The organism is Enorma timonensis (assembly GCF_000321165.1).
In the GTDB taxonomy this organism is placed as follows: Bacteria; Actinomycetota; Coriobacteriia; order Coriobacteriales; family Coriobacteriaceae; genus Enorma.
In genome coordinates this window covers 24,046-39,513 of record NZ_CAPF01000014.1, presented here as the reverse complement: position 1 = coordinate 39,513, position 15,468 = coordinate 24,046, and the positions used below count along the sequence as shown (strand labels likewise).

The window sequence follows — 15,468 nt, the reverse complement described above, 5'->3', positions numbered from 1 at the left end:
GGCGCGACGCGCGGACGTGCGCGCGGAATCTACCGGGTTCGCGCATGGGGCGCGAGCGCAGCCCTCTAGTCGCGTGACGTCTTGTCGTCCGGTGCCGTATCGGCCGGCTTCTGTTCGCCTTTCGCATCCGCCTCGGAGTTGCGGTGCAGGAACTGGAGCTTGCTCCACGGGTTCTCGAGGTCGGGACGGGGCACGGCGGAGCCGGTGGGCGCGACGTCCTTGGGGATGAGCTCGGATTCCTGGACGAAGGTGTCGTCGCCGAGCGCGTCGAAGGCGGGCACCGGGTTGCCGTGCTCGTCGCGGTACGGCGTCCCCTGGAAGATCGCGCCGTCGTAGGAGACGAGGGCGCGGCCGGTCGACTTCTCGAAGTAGAACACGAAGAGCCCCTTGAGCGCGGCGCACAGCGGGATGGCGACCACCATGCCGATCGCGCCCATGAGGGTCGACCCCACGACGAGGGCGGCGAGGTTCATGGCGGGATGGATCTGCACGGAGGACTGCATGACCTTCGGCGAGACCACGTTATCGGTCACGTTCTGCGCCACCATGCAGATGATGATCGTCCAGAAGGCGAGGATGGGGCTGTAGAAGAGCGCGAGCAGCGTGGCCGCGAAGGCCGAGATCCACGAGCCGAGCACGGGGATGAGGTGCATGAGCCCCGTGAGCACGCCCATGAGCGCCGCATACGGGTGCCCGACGATGAGAAGCCCTATGAACGCGAGCAGGCCGTCGATGAACGACGTGATCACCATGCTGCGCATGTACCCGCCCACCGAGCGCGACAGGATCGCGACCATGAAGCGGTAGCTCATCTCGTGCCCCTCGCCCACGATGGTGGCGATCTCGCGATGGATCTTCGGGTAATCGAGGGCGAGCCAGTAGGCCAGCACGAGCCCGAGGAAGAAGATGAAGAGCTGCGAGGCGAAGCCCGAGAGGACGGGGAAGAGGCCGCGGCCCAGGTCGCCGGCGAGCTGCGTCACGTACGACGAGGCGACGTTGGTGAGCGACTGCAGCATCGAGTCGAAGCCGCTCGCCCACGAGGAGTGCGAGAACGCCTCGATATCGTGGGCCACCTGCGTCGCCCAGGTGCTGAGCGCCTGGAGCTGGTCGGGCAGGCGCGAGAGCACCTCGATCACCTGGTCGACGAAGATGGGCACGATGACCATGATGACGCAGAGCGAGATGAGGATCACCGCGGCGAGCCCGATGAACGCCCCTACAGGTCGCGGGATGCGCTTGCGCTCAAGCGCGTTCACGATCGGCGAGGCGATGAACGCGATGAGCGAGCCCACCGCGAGGAACTCGACGACGGGCGCAAGCACGCCGAGCACGTACAGAAGGGCGATGCCGATGATGATGGCGCCGACCACCGTCCATACGCGCAGGGCGATGACGCCCGCCCCGGGTAGCTTCGCTTCGGCCGCGTCGGTCCGCGCACGATCAACCATGTTATCTCCCCTGCATGATGCCTTCGGGATCGAGCCGATCCTGGATCTTCTTGAGCGTGCGGCGCAGAAGGCGCGAGACCTGCACCTGGGAGATGCCGAGCTGCTCGGCGATCTCGATCTGCGTCATGCCCTTCAGGAAGCGCAGCTCCACGACCTCGCGCTCGCGGGGCGAGAACCCGGCGAGAGCCTCCTCGATGATGAGGCGGTCGTCGGTGAGGGCGAGGTCGCTGTCCTCCTCGGCATAGCGGTCGATGACCGAGGGCGCATCATCGCCCTCCGCCGTGCTCGGCCCCTCGAGCGGCACCGAGCTGTAGGCGCTCGAGGACTCCATCGCCTCGAGCACCTCGTCCACCGAGGCATCGAGGTACTCGGCGATCTCGTCGATCGAGGGCGAGCGCTGCAGCTGCGTGGTGAGCGCGTCGGTGGCCTGGTTCACCTTCGCCGAGAGCTCCTGCAGGCGGCGCGGCACGCGGACGCTCCAGCCCTTGTCGCGGAAGTGCCGCTTGATCTCGCCCAGGATGGTGGGCGTGGCGTAGGTGGTGAACTCGAGCCCGCGCTCGGGATCGAAGCGGTCGATCGCCTTGAGCAGGCCGAGGTACCCCACCTGCATGAGGTCGTCGAGCGGCTCGCCGCGGTTCTTGAATTTGTTCGCGAGGAATCGGACGAGGTTCATGTGCGACATGACGAGCTGCTCGCGCGCATCCATGTCGCCCTGTTCCTTATACCGGCGGAAGAGCTCGCGCGTCTTCTGCTTGTCCCAGGCCGATTTACTCGACGTGGTCTTTTCTGCCATCAGAGGTCCGCCTTGAGTTCGAGGTGCAGGTGCGCGGGCGCGTCCGTCTTCTCATAGGAGTCGCACACAGCGGCGAGGATGAGGCCCGCGTAGGCCGCCGGGTTGCCGGCATCCGGCTCCGCTGGAAGCGCGTCGCCCAAGGCGAAATCCATGGAGACCCGCTCGGCGTCGACCGTGAAGGCGATCTCGATGGAGGCCCCCTCCTCGACCGAGCACGCGTAGATGAAGGCCTCCTCGGCCGCCATGCGCACGTCCTCGACGCGGTCGACAGACATCGACGAGAGCGCCGCGACGTTCGCCGCCGTCATGCGCACGAGGCGCGCGAGGCCGGGGTTCGCGGTGAGCGTGAGGGTTATGGGCTCGATATGCTGGGTGCTGCTCATGCGCGTGCCCTTCCTTATGCCTGGGGTTCGTCGGACGCGGCGGCCTCGTCCTGCGAGGCATCGCCGTACGTGAAATACGCGGCCGGAGCGTGCTCCTCGTCCGCGGGGGCATCGGACTCGGTCGGCTCGGAGCCCTCCTGCTCCGCCTTCGCGCCCTCGATCGCGCGCTCGGCGGCGGGGGCGGCGGACTTGATCTTGCCGAACAGCTTGCGCGCCGCCTCGGTGGCGGAATCGGCGACGCCCGTGACGGCGTTGCCCGCGCTCGCAGCCGCGCCGGTGACCGCGGAGACGTCGCGCACGACGCCCTCGATCTCCACGAGGTTCGCCGAGAGCGCGTCCACGGCGACGTTCGCCGAGCTGAGCAGCGGGTCGATCTTGGCGATCGCAGGCTGGAGCTCGTCCACGGCGCCGTCAAGCTTCGCCACGACAGGCCGCGCCTCGGCCAGGGTCTCGTTCAGCTCGGCGACGGTCTTATCGACCCCGTCCATCGTGCGCCGCGCGCGGCGCGCGGTGATCGCGAGCTCGGCGATGAACCAGATGCCCGCCACGACGAGCACCATGAGTAAGATCTGAAGGGGCTCCATGAACCCTCCTTTGGGACGGCGGTACATACATATACGACGTAGATTCTACCCCAAGGGGCACCGGCGCATCCCTCGAAGCGACGCCGGCGCCCACTTGGTACAAAACGAGGACAGCCCCGCGCCCGTCAGTGCTGCTGGCCCTGCTCGAAGCGCCATTCCTCCCAGCCCCGGCCGGCCGGTTTCCAGAAGGCGCCGCGCTCGAGCCCCTCGGGCAGGTAGCGCTGCTCGACCCAGCCCTCGGGGTAATCGTGCGGGTAGAGGTAGTCACCGTACGTCTCGGAGCCGGGCCGGTGCCGGTCGCGCAGATGCTTCGGCACCGCGCGCACGCCGCTTGAGCGCACGTCCGCGAGGGCGGCGTCGATGGCGGCCTCGCAGGCGTTCGACTTCGGGGCGAGCGCGTTGTAGATCGCCGCCTGCGCGAGGTTGATGCGGCATTCCGGATACCCGATCACCTCCGCGGCCTTGAACGCGGCGGCCGCCACCTGGATGGCCTGCGGGTCGGCGTTGCCGATGTCCTCGGACGCCGCGATGAGGATACGGCGCGCGATGAACCGGGGATCCTCGCCCGCGTCGATCATGCGCGCGAGCCAGTACACGGCGGCATCCGGGTCGCTCCCCCGCATGGACTTGATGAAGGCGGAGATGATGTCGTAGTGCATGTCGCCGTCTTTATCGTACGGCAGGCTGCGGCGCGGGTTGGCGGTTTTCACGTCCTCGAGCGTGATGGCTATGGGCTCGCCCTCCCGGGGCGCGGCGGCGCCATCGGTGTCCGGCCGCGTGAGGGCGATCTCGCTCGCGAGCTCGAGCGAGGTGAGCGCCGAGCGGGCGTCTCCGGCGGCGAGCGTGCAGATCGCCCCCACGACCTCGTCCGTCGCGGAGAACCTCCCGTCGAAGCCCTTCGGCGAGGTGAGCGCGCGGCGCACGAGAACGGCGATGTCCGCATCGGTGAGCGGCTGGAGCTCGACCACGCGGGCGCGTGAGAGCAGCGCCGCGTTCACCTCGAAATACGGGTTCTCCGTGGTGGCGCCCACCATGATGACGGTGCGGTTCTCGACGGCATGGAGCAGGGCGTCCTGCTGGGAGCGGTTGAAGCGGTGGATCTCGTCGATGAAGAGGATCGTGCGACGGTCGTAGGCCATGAGGCGACGGCGCGCGTCCTCGATGACGGCGCGCAGGTCCTTCACCGTGCCGGTCACGGCGGAGACCTCGACGAACTCGCTGCGCGTGTGCGCCGCGATGATGTGCGCGAGCGTCGTCTTGCCGGTGCCGGCGGGCCCGTAGAGGATCACGCTCGAGAGCACGTCGCGCTCGATGGCCGAGCGCAGCCACGACCCCTCGCCCACCGCCTGCTCCTGGCCGACGTACTCATCGAGCGAGGTCGGGCGCATGCGCACGGCGAGCGGCGCGTTCCGCAGCGCTCGTTCGGACTCTTCCTGTGAAAACAGCGTATCCATGGGGTGTGACCAATCCAGGGCGGCGGCCGGGTGCCGGGGCGGCGGCCGCGCGTCTCATCGAATATGAAGCAATCTACCGCCCGGAGCCAGATTGCCCTGCCAGATTCAGCACGCCTCGTTGATGTAGGCGCGCCGCGGGAAGTGGATGTCGGGGAACCAGTGCTGTGCGAGCTCGGCGAAGTAACCGTCCGTCATGCTGGCAATGTAGTCGACGACCGTCTGGTCCAGGTCGCTCGACCAATCGTACACGCGGTCGTAGTGCGCGAGCTGCTCGGAGAGCCGGCGGATGTGGTGCCGGAAGATGTAGCTCGACTCGTCACCTGCCGCGAGGTCCGCATAGCAGCGCTCGTACATGAGCTCGAACGCGCGCGCCAAAAGCTCGGCGCGCTCACCCTCGATGCCGCTCGAGCGGTAGATCTTCCTGTAGTTCTCCGCCTTCGCGCGACGGAGCTCGGCGAACAGTTCCTCGCTCATCTCGATGCGGTCCTTGCCGTAGCTGTGCTCGATGATGTCGGCCGAGGCGTGCGTGAGGATCCACGAGTTGTACGCACCGCCGAGACCGTCCTCGAAGGCGTCCCCATCAAGCAGGCCCGCCTCGATGGCGTCCTGGCGGTCGCGGCCCACGTAGGCGATGATGTCGGAGATGCGCACCACGCAGCCCTCGAGCGTCATGGGGCGCAGGTGCCCGATGGCGCGCCCGCCCTTCGTGTAGCACTGCTCGACCGTCGCGTCGAACTCCTCGAAACCGGAGAGCCCCGAGAGCTCGAACACGCGCTGCTCGTACTCGCCGTTATGGCAGAGCACCCCGTCGAGCGTCTGGAGCGTGATGTTGCGGCCGTAGAGCACGTCGAGCACGCGGACGGAGTGGACGTTGTGGTGGAACGAGCGGCCCGTGCGCGCCTGGAACACGTCGTTCAGGCAACGCTCGCCGGCGTGTCCGAACGGCGTGTGCCCAAGGTCGTGCCCGAGCCCGATGGCCTCGATGAGGTCGCAGTTGAGACCGAGCGCGTAGCCGATGTCGCGCGCGATGCGGGCGACGAGCTGGACATGGAGGCCGCGGCGCGAGAGGTCGTCGTTCGCGCGGAAGCTGAAGACCTGCGTCTTGCCGGCGTAGCGGTTGTACGCGGGCAGGTGGAGGATCTTCTCCACATCGCGCACGAAGGCCGGCCGCCAGAAGCTCGCCTGGTCGCGCGGGCGCTGCTCGCGCCGGAGCGCGGCGGAATCGTCCGTCCGGTACGGGTTGACCCACCCGCGGGTGCGGTCGTGCCGCATGCGCTCGACGAGCTCGGGCGAGAGCGCATCGGGGATGGCCGCCATGCGCTCGCGCACCATCGAACGGTCTTGCTCGGGTCGTGCGTCCATACCCTCCCCCTTTCCGCAGGAACTGTTGGTACCATCATCGCATACCGCGCGGACATATGCACACGAGGCGCCCCGGTGCCACCGCAGGCGCGGCCGCCCTCACAGGATAAGCGCGAGCACAAGGAAAGCGCCGCCGAAGAAGGGCATGAGCGGGAGGCTTCCGCGCCGGAGCGCCACGGCGACGAGCGCGAGCACGAGCAGCCCCGTGGCGAAGGCGGCGAGCGCGGCGGCGGGATCCACGAGCATCATGCAGAAGAGCACCTTAATGTCGCCCATGCCGATGCCCGCGCTCCCGCGCAGCCTCCGCCAGAGTACCTCAAAGCCGACGAGCGCTCCGCACACCGCAGCCGCGCTGCCGACGACCCACGCGAGCTGCGCCCACGTGCGTCCCATGACCGCGACGACGAGCGCGCACGCGATGAGCGCGAGAACGAGCGCGTTGGGGACGCGCCGCTCCCGGGCGTCGATGACCATCGAGGCCGCGACGAGCGCGAGGAAGACGATGCGCGCCGCATGCCCGAGCGCGACGCCGCCCGCAAACCCTGCCGCCATCACGCACCGTGCCCCGCCTTACGCGTCGTCGACCACGAGGCAGCCCATGTTGAGGCGGCCCGCGAACTCGCCGATGACCGCCGCCTGCCCACAGCGCGTGAACACGCCGGAGAAGCGGCCGTCGAAGAGGAACAGCCCCTCCATATTCATGTACGGCTCGAAGGGGCGCCCGACGCCGGCGACGCCGCCCTCGACGTTCGGCGAGGCGTAGGGCGTGACGTATTCCTGCACCGTGCCGTGCGTGGAGGCCATCTCGGCGAGCACCCGCTGCCACTCCTCGTCCGTGCAGTCGCGTCCCGCGCGCACGCCGATACTGTTATAGCCGTCGCGCGGCTTCGCGATCCACGCCTCGCGGTCGCGAAAGCGCGCAAGGTCGGTCGCCTCGTCCACGAGGTAGGTGGCGGGCACGTGCGCCTGGATGAAGTCGAGCTCCTCGGGGGTGAGGATGTCGCCGACGGCCGGGCTGTGCAGCACGGCGAAGACCGTCTTGGTCGCGCACGGCCACGTCCTGAAGCCGCCCACGATGGGCACCTCCCCCGCCTCGGCGCAGGCCATGAACGCGTCCGCACCCGGGCACGGCTTCTCGAGCATCTCCGAGATCACCACGCGCCGCCAAACGCAATCAATGGGGCCTTGCGCGTCGTAGAGCACGCCTTCCTCATACCGCAGGTCGCGGATGTCCGCGAAGCGCAGGCTCGCGCCGTGCTCGGCGAAGACGCGGCCGTATTCCTCGATCTCCTCGCGCACGATGCTCTCGGCGTAATCGACGGCGACCACCTGCGGGCAGGCGCTCGCGCCCCCGGCGTCGCGGTAGCACGCGAGCACCGCCTCGGCGCAGGCGCGGTAGATGTCGAACGCCTCAAGGGCGTGGCGCTGCGCGAACCGCGCGCCCGTCTCGGTGAGCAGGTTCGCGCGCGTCACCTCGGTCGACGAGAGCATGCCCGACGAGCCGTCGGTGTTGAGCTCGCAGAACTTGAACGCGCCCGTCCGCTCATCGAGGAAGATGTCGACGCGGGCGATGGGGATCTGCACGGGGAAGGCGTTCGGCATGCACGCGAGCGCCTCGATGCGCGGGTCGAGGCCGAAGTGCGCGCGGAAGGTAGCGTCCTCCACGAAGCGCGCCGTGACCTTCTCCATGATGCCGCCCATGGTCTCCGCGATCCACGCGAGGTACCCCAGGTCGCGCCGGGAGAAGATCTTGGGCACGAAGCTCCATTGGATGGGTCCGCCATGATAGAGCGCGTTCGTCCCGGCGAGGTAGGCGTCGCCCGCCTCGTGCGAGGGCGCGTCGCCGTCGAGGTCGCGGGCGATCTGGATGTACTCCTCCTCAAGCGCCACGCTGTCGAGCGGTGTTGCGGGGTGCGCGCACGCGGTGATGTTGGAAGGGTCGCAAACGGGCAGGGCAGTGGGTTCGATGGCTTCCATGGGGCTCCAATCGATAGGTTGCTACCATACTACCCCGCCGTGCGCTCGCGATACCGCGGGCACCGCCGCGCACGCGATTCAGCGCGCCTCGCCCACGACGTCGTCGAGCGTCATCGAGAGGTTGTGCTGCGTGGGCACCCAGTCCACCTTGAGGAAGAGCGCCGCGACGATGAGCGGGATGTAGGTGCACATGAAGAGCGGGAACGTGAAGACGTTGAGCAGCAGCTGCCAGGGCTTCGCCTTGTGGATGTGTTTGCGCTCGAAGAAGGTGGTCACGATCCCGATCGCGAAATACGCCTGGTAGAGCGCGATGAAGGTGTTCACGATCGATTGCAGGCAGGCTTGGATCTCCGCATCCGTGGCAAGGAAGCCATGGCTCAAGAGCCCCACGATGAGGAACGTCCCGTTCGCCAAGATCGAGATGAGCGTGAGGAGGTTGCCTGGTATGAGCACGCAGAACATGTCGTACGCCGCGAAGCGATGGCGCGCGAAGATCGCCTTCGGGAACTGCTTGCCGTAGGTGAAGATCACCTGGTAGAAGCCCTTCGTCCAGCGCATGCGCTGCTTCCAGGAGGCGGCGAACTTCACGGGCTGCTCGTCGAAGAACTCTGCGGGCGCGTACGCGATGCGCACGCCCTCGAGCGCGCAGAACGTCGAGAACTGGATGTCCTCGGTGAGCGTATGGAACTTCCAGCCACCCATGGCCTCGATGATCTTCGCGGACACGAGGTAGCCCGAACCCGAGACCGCGCACGAGGTGCCGCAGATCATGCGGGCGTTGTTGAGGAAGCGCGCCTCGCGCAGGTACGCGGTCGCGTTGGCGGCCGAAACCCACGAGCTGCCGAAGTTCTTCGAGTTGCGGTACCCGGTCACCGCGAGGTAGCCGGCGTCGAAGGCGTCGTTCATGATGGTCGTGTACTCCGGGCTCACGAGGTTGTCGGCATCGAAGATGAAGAAGCCCTCGTAGCGGCCGGGGTACTCGGCCAGGATGCGCTGGAAGCCGAAGTCCATGACCCAGCTCTTGCCCTTGCGGGCGAGGTCGTTGCGCTCGTAGACGATGGCGCCCGCCTCGCGCGCCACGCGCGCCGTGTCGTCCGTGCAGGCGTCGGCCACCACGAACACGTCCATGAGCTCGTCCGGGTAATCCTGCTCGCGGATCGAGCGCACGAGGTTCGCGATGACCGCCTCCTCGTTGTGCGCCGCGATGAAGAACGCATAGCGATGCAGCCGCTTGGCCTTGGGATAGCGGTACTCCCCGCGCACGACGCCGATGACGAGGAACACCGCCTGATAGAGGAAGCAGACCGAGAAGATCCCGATGATGAGCATGTTGAACTTCACGATGGGCGTGGCAGCGAGAAAGATCGCGATGATGTCGGGCACGGGAGCGCTCCTTAAACTATGAGCTTAGGCGTTCACTTTGCCAAGAAATTGTAGTTCACGGGCAAAAAGCGATGCAATTATTCCAGAAAGCAACATGACAGGCAGCTCATTGAGCCATGCCCATTATTGCCGCCCTAATCCCTTCGCCTCTCAAGTTCGGCGAGCCCTTTTCCATCAAGCAAGACTTTACGGGACTTAAACCCGGCGGAAGGCCCCACAACACCGAGGACTTCAAGAACATCCAAAATCCGGGAAGCCTCAAACAATCCGACATGCAAGTTATGACGAAGAAAGGAGCTTGAAGCCTGCTTAGATGTAACAACGAGATGTGCAGCTTCCCAGGTTATGGAATCAACCCAAGCGAGACTAGGGGCTGGTTTAGCTGAACTCAAGCCACTCGAGCCATCTTCCCTTTCCACGTCAGTTTGAGAAGAGGCATCCTTGCCGGAATCAGAGTGAGAAGATGAATCGTCGACAGAATCTTCCTCTTCACCCAGTTCAATGCGCTCGAGCCTCGCTAGACCATCCTTGTCAAGAAACACCTCTCGAGGCTTCGATCCATCCGGCGGCCCCACGACGCCCAGCTCCTCGAGCATGTCCATGATGCGGGCGGCGCGAGCGTAGCCCATCTTGAGGCGGCGCTGCAGGCTCGAGGTGGAACCGAGCCCAGACTCCACAACGAAGTGCGCGGCCTCCCAGATAAGAGGGTCAAAGTAATAGGAATTCCGATGAGTGGCGCTCTTATGGGTAGGTTCCTTTGACTCAACTTGCTTTGTGCCCTTATAAAAATCTGGAAGGCGGTCTGTATTTCCAGATACCACAGCGTCTATCAAGCGGTTCAAAATCCTATTTTCAATCAACCTGACGTGATTGTCCTTGGCCAATTGGATCGCGTTGTCAGTGAAACTCGAATTGGTGACAACCCAGGCTTCATTCGCATGGTAATGGGCAAGAGAAGCAACCACCTCTTGAATAGGGCTGTTGTCGAGTGTCGAGCCATAAAACTTGGCCTGAATGCAAACCCTTCGCTCTCCAGCTGCATCTGAGGCGACAATATCCGCGCCGAAATCATTAGATTCACTCGTAACGTAGACAAGAAAGCCCAAATCTTGGACGAGCGTAGCAACATAGCGCTCAAACTCGATGCCGTTAGAAGGCAAATGATGATAGCCCGGCCATCTAACAAATTGCTCCACCTCAGATACCCCCAAACGAACCAACGCCGATTCTCGTTATTGTACTAGGAGCTGCGGGACGATCTCGTCGCCCGCGGGGGTGCGCCCGAGCGAGGTGTCCTCGATCTCCTCGAGGGCGGCGGCCAGGTCCCAGGGCAGCGTGTCGCGGCACTCGATCTCCTCGCCCGTCACGGGATGCGCAAAGCGCACGCGCCAGGAGTGGAGGAACTGACGCGTGAGGGCCAGATCGGCGCGATCGGAGCCCTTCCCCTTGCCGTAGAGCGGGTCGCCCACGAGGGGATGGTTGATATGGCGCATGTGCACGCGGATCTGATGCGTCCTGCCGGTGTAGAGATGGCATTCCACAAGCGTGTAACCATCGTCGAAGCGCCCGGCCTCGAAGCGCTCGAGCACGCGGAAGGTGGTGATGGCCTGGCGCGCGAAGGGGTCGTCCGAGACGGCCATCTTCACACGGTCGCGCGTTGAGCGCGCGATACCCGTGTTGATCGTCCCCTCGTCGTGCGCGATGTAGCCGTGGACGAGCGCGATGTAGCGCCGGTCGAGCGTGCGCAGGCGGATGAGGTCCTGGAGTGCGCGCTGGGTCTCGTCGTCCTTCGCCGCGAGCATGAGCCCCGTCGTATCGCGGTCGAGGCGGTGCACGATGCCGGGTCGGTCCTCGCCCTGGAGCGTGCCCAGGTGCTCGAGGCCGCAGTGGTAGACGAGGGCGTTGGCGAGCGTGCCGTCCGCGTGCCCGTGGGCGGGGTGGCACACGAGCCCGCGCTGCTTGGAGAGGACGATGAGGTAGTCGTCCTCGTAGCGGATGTCGAGCGGGATGGCCTGGGGGATGACGGCGCCCGGCTCGCGCTCCTCCGGCAGCTCGACGGAGATGCGGTCGCCCGCGGCGACGGTGTATTTCTTGGAGGTGCAGGTCTCGCCGTTGACGTCGACCGCGCCGGCATCGATGAGCCGTGCGCAAGCCGAGCGCGAGGGCGCATGCTCCTGCGCGCCCAAAAACGCATCGAGGCGCTGGCCAGCGGCGTGCTCATCGACGAGGATATGCAGGTCACCGGCCATCTGAGCGCTCCTTCTCGTTTGCCGGCGAGAGGAAGATGAAGCCGATGAGCGCGATCACGACGCCCACGGTGACGCCGATGTCGGCGATGTTGAAGCTCGGGAACGACATGAAACGCGTCGTGATGAAATCGGTCACGTAACCGAGCGCCACGCGGTCGATAGCGTTGCCGATAGCGCCGCCGCACACCATGCCGAGTCCCACGACCTCGAGTCGCGAGACGCGTGGCGCGCGCACGAGGTACACGACGGACGCCGCGACCATGACCACCGCGAGCAGGACGAACACGAAGCCGAAGCCCTCGCCCAGGCCGAACGCCGCCCCGCGGTTCTCCACGTACTCGAAGCCGACCACCCCGGGCAGCACCTCGACGGGAAAGCCCCCCTGCGCCTGCGTGGCGCGCACGAGCGCCTTCGAGACCTGGTCGGCGATGACGAAGGCCGCCGCAAGCGCGCCGAGCACCCCCAGCCGCCACGCAAGCGACGGCTGGAAGTGCCTCGTTCCGGTGGTATCGGTGCGCGCAGCCACGGCTAGGCCTCGAGCGCCTCGGCGCAGCGGGCGCAGATGTGCGCGTGCCCGCCGTGCTCGCCCGTGCTCTCGCGGTAGTTCCAGCAGCGGTCGCAGCGCTCGCCGCGCGCGGGCTCGACCTCGGCCGCGAACTCCTCGCCGCTCTCGAGCTCGACCTCGGAGACGATGAAGAACTCGGCGAGGTCGCAGGCCATATCGCCGGTGAGCAGCGCGTATGCCTCGGCCGGAGCCCAGGCGCGCACGCGCACCTCCTGGCTCTTGGTGAACGTGCCCTCAGCGCGGGCGTCCTCGATCGCCTTCGTCACCACGCCACGGAGCTCCATGGCGGCATCGAGCACCTCGCCGTAGCGGTTCGCCTCGTCGAGCGCGATGGGTGCCTCGTACCATTCGAGGAGTGCGGCGTAGGTCTGGCCGTCGCGGCACCCCGCGGGGGCGTAGGCCATGACCTCGTCACAGGTGAAGGAGAGGATGGGCTGCAGATCGCGCAGGAGCATGGACAGGAGCTCGGCGAGCACGGTCTGGGCGCTCCGGCGCGCGAGCGAGCCCGGGCGCTCGCAGTACAGGCGGTCCTTCAGGGCGTCGAGGTAGACGTTCGAGAGCTCCGTGACCACGAAGTCGTAGAGCGTGCGGTAGGCGCGGTTGAACTCATAGCCGCGGTACGCGTCGTCGACCTCGGCCTGGACCTGCGTGAGGCGCGCGACCATGAGCTTGTCGAGCGGCAGCAGCTCCTCGAACGGGACCCCGTCGCGCTCCGGGTCGAACTGCCCCTCGAGCTCGCCGAGCAGGAAGCGGAAGGTGTTGCGGAAGCGGCGGTACGCGTCCGAGGTGCGCGCGAGGATCTCGTGGTCGATGGCCACGTCCGAGGAGGTGTCCACGCTCGCAACCCACAGGCGGATGATGTCGGCGCCCATCTCGTCGCAGACCTTGTTGGGGTCGATCACGTTGCCGAGCGACTTCGACATCTTGCGACCCTGGCCGTCGAGGGTGAAGCCCTGCGAGACGACCGCCTTGTACGGGGCCACGCCGTTGGCGCCCACGCTCGTGAGCAGCGAGCTCTGGAACCAGCCGCGATGCTGGTCGGAGCCCTCGAGGTACATATCCGCCGGGTAGGCGAGCTCGGGGCGGTTCTCGCAGACCGCCTTCCACGAGACGCCGGAGTCCCACCACACGTCCAGGATGTCACGGTCGGCCTTGAGGTGGTGTCCGCCGCACTTCGGGCAGACGCAGGCCTCGCCCAGGTAGCTCTCGGGCGCGTCGGTGAACCAGGCGTCGGAGCCCTTCTCCTTGAAGAGCGCGATGACGGCGTCGAGCGTCGCGTCGTTCATGACCTTCTCGCCGCAATCCGCGCAGGTGAAGCTCGGGATGGGCACGCCCCAGTTGCGCTGGCGCGAGATGCACCAGTCGGGGCGCTGCTCCACCATGGCGCCGATGCGGTTCTTCGCATGGTCGGGGTACCACGCCACGTGGTTCAGCACCTGGTCGAGCGCCTGCTCGCGCAGACCCGTCTCGTCCATGGAGACGAACCACTGGTCCGTCGCGCGGAAGATGGTCGGGTTCTTGCAGCGCCAGCAGTGCGGGTAGCTGTGGTTGATCTTCTTCTCGGCGAGCAGCGTGCCGCGCTCGGCGAGGAACTCGATGATCTTGGGATTCGCCTCGTCGGTGTCCATGCCGCTGAAGGGACCGCCCGTGCCGTAGCCCTCGCCCACGTAGAAGCGGCCGTCGTCATCGACGGGCATGATGATGGGCAGGTTGCAGCGCATGCCGGTGTAGTAGTCATCGACGCCGTGGCCGGGCGCGGTGTGGACGCAGCCCGTGCCGTCCTCGAGCGTGACGTAGTCCGCCGTGACAACCGTGCCCGTGACGTCCTCGAAGATGGGGTGCTTGTACGTCGTGCCCACAAGGTCAGCGCCCTGTGCGACCCAGGGCTCCGCGGCGCCGGCGGGCGTGAAGAGGCGAGCATCCTCGAGATGCGCGACCTCGTGGAAAACCTTCTCCCAGAGCGCCTTGGCCATGATGCCCAGGCGGCCGCCGGCCTCCACGGCGACGTAGTCCGCCTCGGGCGAGAGCGCCACGCCAGAGTTCGCAGGGAGCGTCCAGGGGGTCGTCGTCCAGATGACCACGTCGACGGGCAGCCCGCTCGCCGCGAGCGCCTCGGGCGCGTCGATGAGCTCGAAGCGCACGAAGACCGACGGGCTCACCTCGTCGGCGTACTCGATCTCGGCCTCGGCGAGCGCGGTGTGGCAGTGCTTGCACCAGTGCACCGGCTTGCGGCCGCGGTAGATCATGCCCTTGTCGAACATGGCCTTGAAGACCTCGATGTCCGCCGCGTCATGCTCGTGGTAGAGCGTGAGGTACGGGTGGTCCCAGTCGCCGAGCACGCCCAGGCGGCGGAAGCCGGCCTTCTGCAGCTCGATGTTCTCGACGGCGAACTCGTGGCACATCTCGCGGATCTTGGCCGTGGGCGTGGCATTGAACTTCGCCGTGCCGAGCTTCTCCTCGACCTTGTGCTCGATGGGCTGGCCATGGCAATCCCAGCCGGGCACGTACGGCGTCTGCTCGCCCTGCATGGCATGGTAGCGCATGATCATGTCTTTGGAGATCTTGTTCATGGCGTGGCCGATGTGGATGGGGCCATTCGCATACGGGGGGCCGTCGTGCAGGACGAACTTCTTATGCCCCTCGTTCTTCTTCATGAGCTGCTCGTAGACATGGTTCTCGTTCCACGCGGCCAGGCGAGCCGGCTCGGACTTCGCGAGCCCGGCGCGCATGGGGAACCCGGTCTTGGGCAGGTTCATGGTCTCCTGGTAGATGCTCTTCTCTTTCGCCACGGGATACCCTCCCCCTTCTCGTCCGCCAGGACGACCTTGGCGAGGCGCCCTGGCTCTGGGCGCCTAAGAAAAAAAGCGCCCGTCCCTGCAAGCTGGGACGAAGCGCCGTGATGCGCGGGCAGACGCGCCGCGCGAGCTCCTCGCTATACCACCCAGCTTAGGTGCCCCGCGGCCTTCCGGCAGCCTGCACCTGTACTCGGCCGACCACATGACGGCGGTCGTCCCGGCGACGCCTACTGAAAGGGGTTGGTTGGGGACGTGTTCTCATCAACCCATCCGCCGAACCCCTCCGTTCGGGCCGCAGCTCCGGGGTGATATTCACGCGGGCGCGCCGGCGAACCTTCCAGCACGGAGGCGGCAGCACGCCGAACCCGTGGCTCGCTCTCTCATCGGCGCGGAGACCGGCTACTCGTCCCCATCACAGCCATTGCGCGGTATTGTAGCACGTTGCTCGCGGAGCGCGTGCGACAAAGGGTTTAGA

12 protein-coding genes and 3 pseudogenes are annotated in these 15,468 nt (G+C 66.5%); all 15 read right to left on the bottom strand.

The features are described from left to right. Positions 1–65: 65 nt before the first annotated feature. Positions 66–1,448 (bottom strand): AI-2E family transporter, encoded by a 1,383-nt coding sequence (locus BN423_RS01345; protein ID WP_019238484.1) that lies wholly within the window; start codon positions 1,446–1,448, stop codon positions 66–68. 1 nt (position 1,449) lies between these two features. Further along, positions 1,450–2,241, bottom strand: coding sequence for a SigB/SigF/SigG family RNA polymerase sigma factor (locus BN423_RS01340; protein ID WP_019238483.1), 792 nt, complete (start codon positions 2,239–2,241; stop codon positions 1,450–1,452). After that, entirely contained in the window at positions 2,241–2,624 is a 384-nt protein-coding gene (locus tag BN423_RS01335; protein WP_019238482.1) for an ATP-binding protein, read from the bottom strand. The genes BN423_RS01340 and BN423_RS01335 overlap by 1 nt, the downstream gene beginning before the upstream one ends. Before the next feature lie 14 nt (positions 2,625–2,638). Next, on the bottom strand, positions 2,639–3,208 hold the full coding sequence (locus tag BN423_RS01330) for a hypothetical protein (protein ID WP_019238481.1): 570 nt from the start codon (positions 3,206–3,208) through the stop codon (positions 2,639–2,641). Between the two features lie 125 nt (positions 3,209–3,333). Continuing rightward, entirely contained in the window at positions 3,334–4,662 is a 1,329-nt protein-coding gene (locus BN423_RS01325) for a replication-associated recombination protein A (RefSeq protein ID WP_026097302.1), read from the bottom strand. A gap of 105 nt (positions 4,663–4,767) precedes the next feature. Further along, on the bottom strand, positions 4,768–6,024 hold the full coding sequence (locus BN423_RS01320; protein ID WP_019238479.1) for a deoxyguanosinetriphosphate triphosphohydrolase family protein: 1,257 nt from the start codon (positions 6,022–6,024) through the stop codon (positions 4,768–4,770). A gap of 99 nt (positions 6,025–6,123) precedes the next feature. Beyond that, on the bottom strand, positions 6,124–6,576 hold the full coding sequence (locus BN423_RS01315) for a prepilin peptidase (protein WP_019238478.1): 453 nt from the start codon (positions 6,574–6,576) through the stop codon (positions 6,124–6,126). 18 nt (positions 6,577–6,594) lie between these two features. Continuing rightward, entirely contained in the window at positions 6,595–8,001 is a 1,407-nt protein-coding gene (locus BN423_RS01310; protein ID WP_019238477.1) for a hypothetical protein, read from the bottom strand. A gap of 78 nt (positions 8,002–8,079) precedes the next feature. Next, positions 8,080–9,384, bottom strand: coding sequence for a glycosyltransferase family 2 protein (locus BN423_RS01305; protein WP_019238476.1), 1,305 nt, complete (start codon positions 9,382–9,384; stop codon positions 8,080–8,082). A gap of 134 nt (positions 9,385–9,518) precedes the next feature. Continuing rightward, positions 9,519–9,725 (bottom strand): annotated as a pseudogene (locus tag BN423_RS11750) (DNA translocase FtsK); the annotation flags it as partial. A gap of 156 nt (positions 9,726–9,881) precedes the next feature. Continuing rightward, a pseudogene (locus tag BN423_RS11745) lies at positions 9,882–10,094 on the bottom strand (DNA translocase FtsK); the annotation flags it as partial. A 132-nt stretch (positions 10,095–10,226) separates the two neighbouring features. Next, positions 10,227–10,580, bottom strand: a pseudogene (locus BN423_RS11740) (restriction endonuclease); the annotation flags it as partial. Positions 10,581–10,616: 36 nt separating this feature from the next. Next, positions 10,617–11,633: an RluA family pseudouridine synthase gene (locus BN423_RS01295; protein ID WP_019238474.1), complete on the bottom strand. Its 1,017-nt coding sequence runs from the start codon at positions 11,631–11,633 to the stop codon at positions 10,617–10,619. Further along, the gene (gene lspA / locus BN423_RS01290; protein ID WP_232385462.1) at positions 11,623–12,159 is read right to left on the bottom strand and encodes a signal peptidase II; all 537 of its coding nucleotides are present in this window, start codon (positions 12,157–12,159) and stop codon (positions 11,623–11,625) included. The genes BN423_RS01295 and lspA overlap by 11 nt, the downstream gene beginning before the upstream one ends. Positions 12,160–12,161: 2 nt before the next feature. After that, a complete protein-coding gene (gene ileS / locus BN423_RS01285; RefSeq protein WP_222859245.1) occupies positions 12,162–14,954 on the bottom strand; it encodes an isoleucine--tRNA ligase in 2,793 nt (930 codons plus the stop codon). Positions 14,955–15,468: the final 514 nt, after the last annotated feature.

Coding starts and splice junctions, on each gene's coding strand:
- BN423_RS01325 (WP_026097302.1), bottom strand. CDS start 4,662: ATGGATACGCTGTTTTCACAGGAAGAGTCCGAACGAGCGCTGCGGAAC.
- BN423_RS01295 (WP_019238474.1), bottom strand. CDS start 11,633: ATGGCCGGTGACCTGCATATCCTCGTCGATGAGCACGCCGCTGGCCAG.
- BN423_RS01330 (WP_019238481.1), bottom strand. CDS start 3,208: ATGGAGCCCCTTCAGATCTTACTCATGGTGCTCGTCGTGGCGGGCATC.
- BN423_RS01340 (WP_019238483.1), bottom strand. CDS start 2,241: ATGGCAGAAAAGACCACGTCGAGTAAATCGGCCTGGGACAAGCAGAAG.
- BN423_RS01310 (WP_019238477.1), bottom strand. CDS start 8,001: ATGGAAGCCATCGAACCCACTGCCCTGCCCGTTTGCGACCCTTCCAAC.
- ileS (WP_222859245.1), bottom strand. CDS start 14,954: ATGAACCTGCCCAAGACCGGGTTCCCCATGCGCGCCGGGCTCGCGAAG.
- BN423_RS01335 (WP_019238482.1), bottom strand. CDS start 2,624: ATGAGCAGCACCCAGCATATCGAGCCCATAACCCTCACGCTCACCGCG.
- BN423_RS01345 (WP_019238484.1), bottom strand. CDS start 1,448: ATGGTTGATCGTGCGCGGACCGACGCGGCCGAAGCGAAGCTACCCGGG.
- BN423_RS01315 (WP_019238478.1), bottom strand. CDS start 6,576: ATGGCGGCAGGGTTTGCGGGCGGCGTCGCGCTCGGGCATGCGGCGCGC.
- BN423_RS01320 (WP_019238479.1), bottom strand. CDS start 6,024: ATGGACGCACGACCCGAGCAAGACCGTTCGATGGTGCGCGAGCGCATG.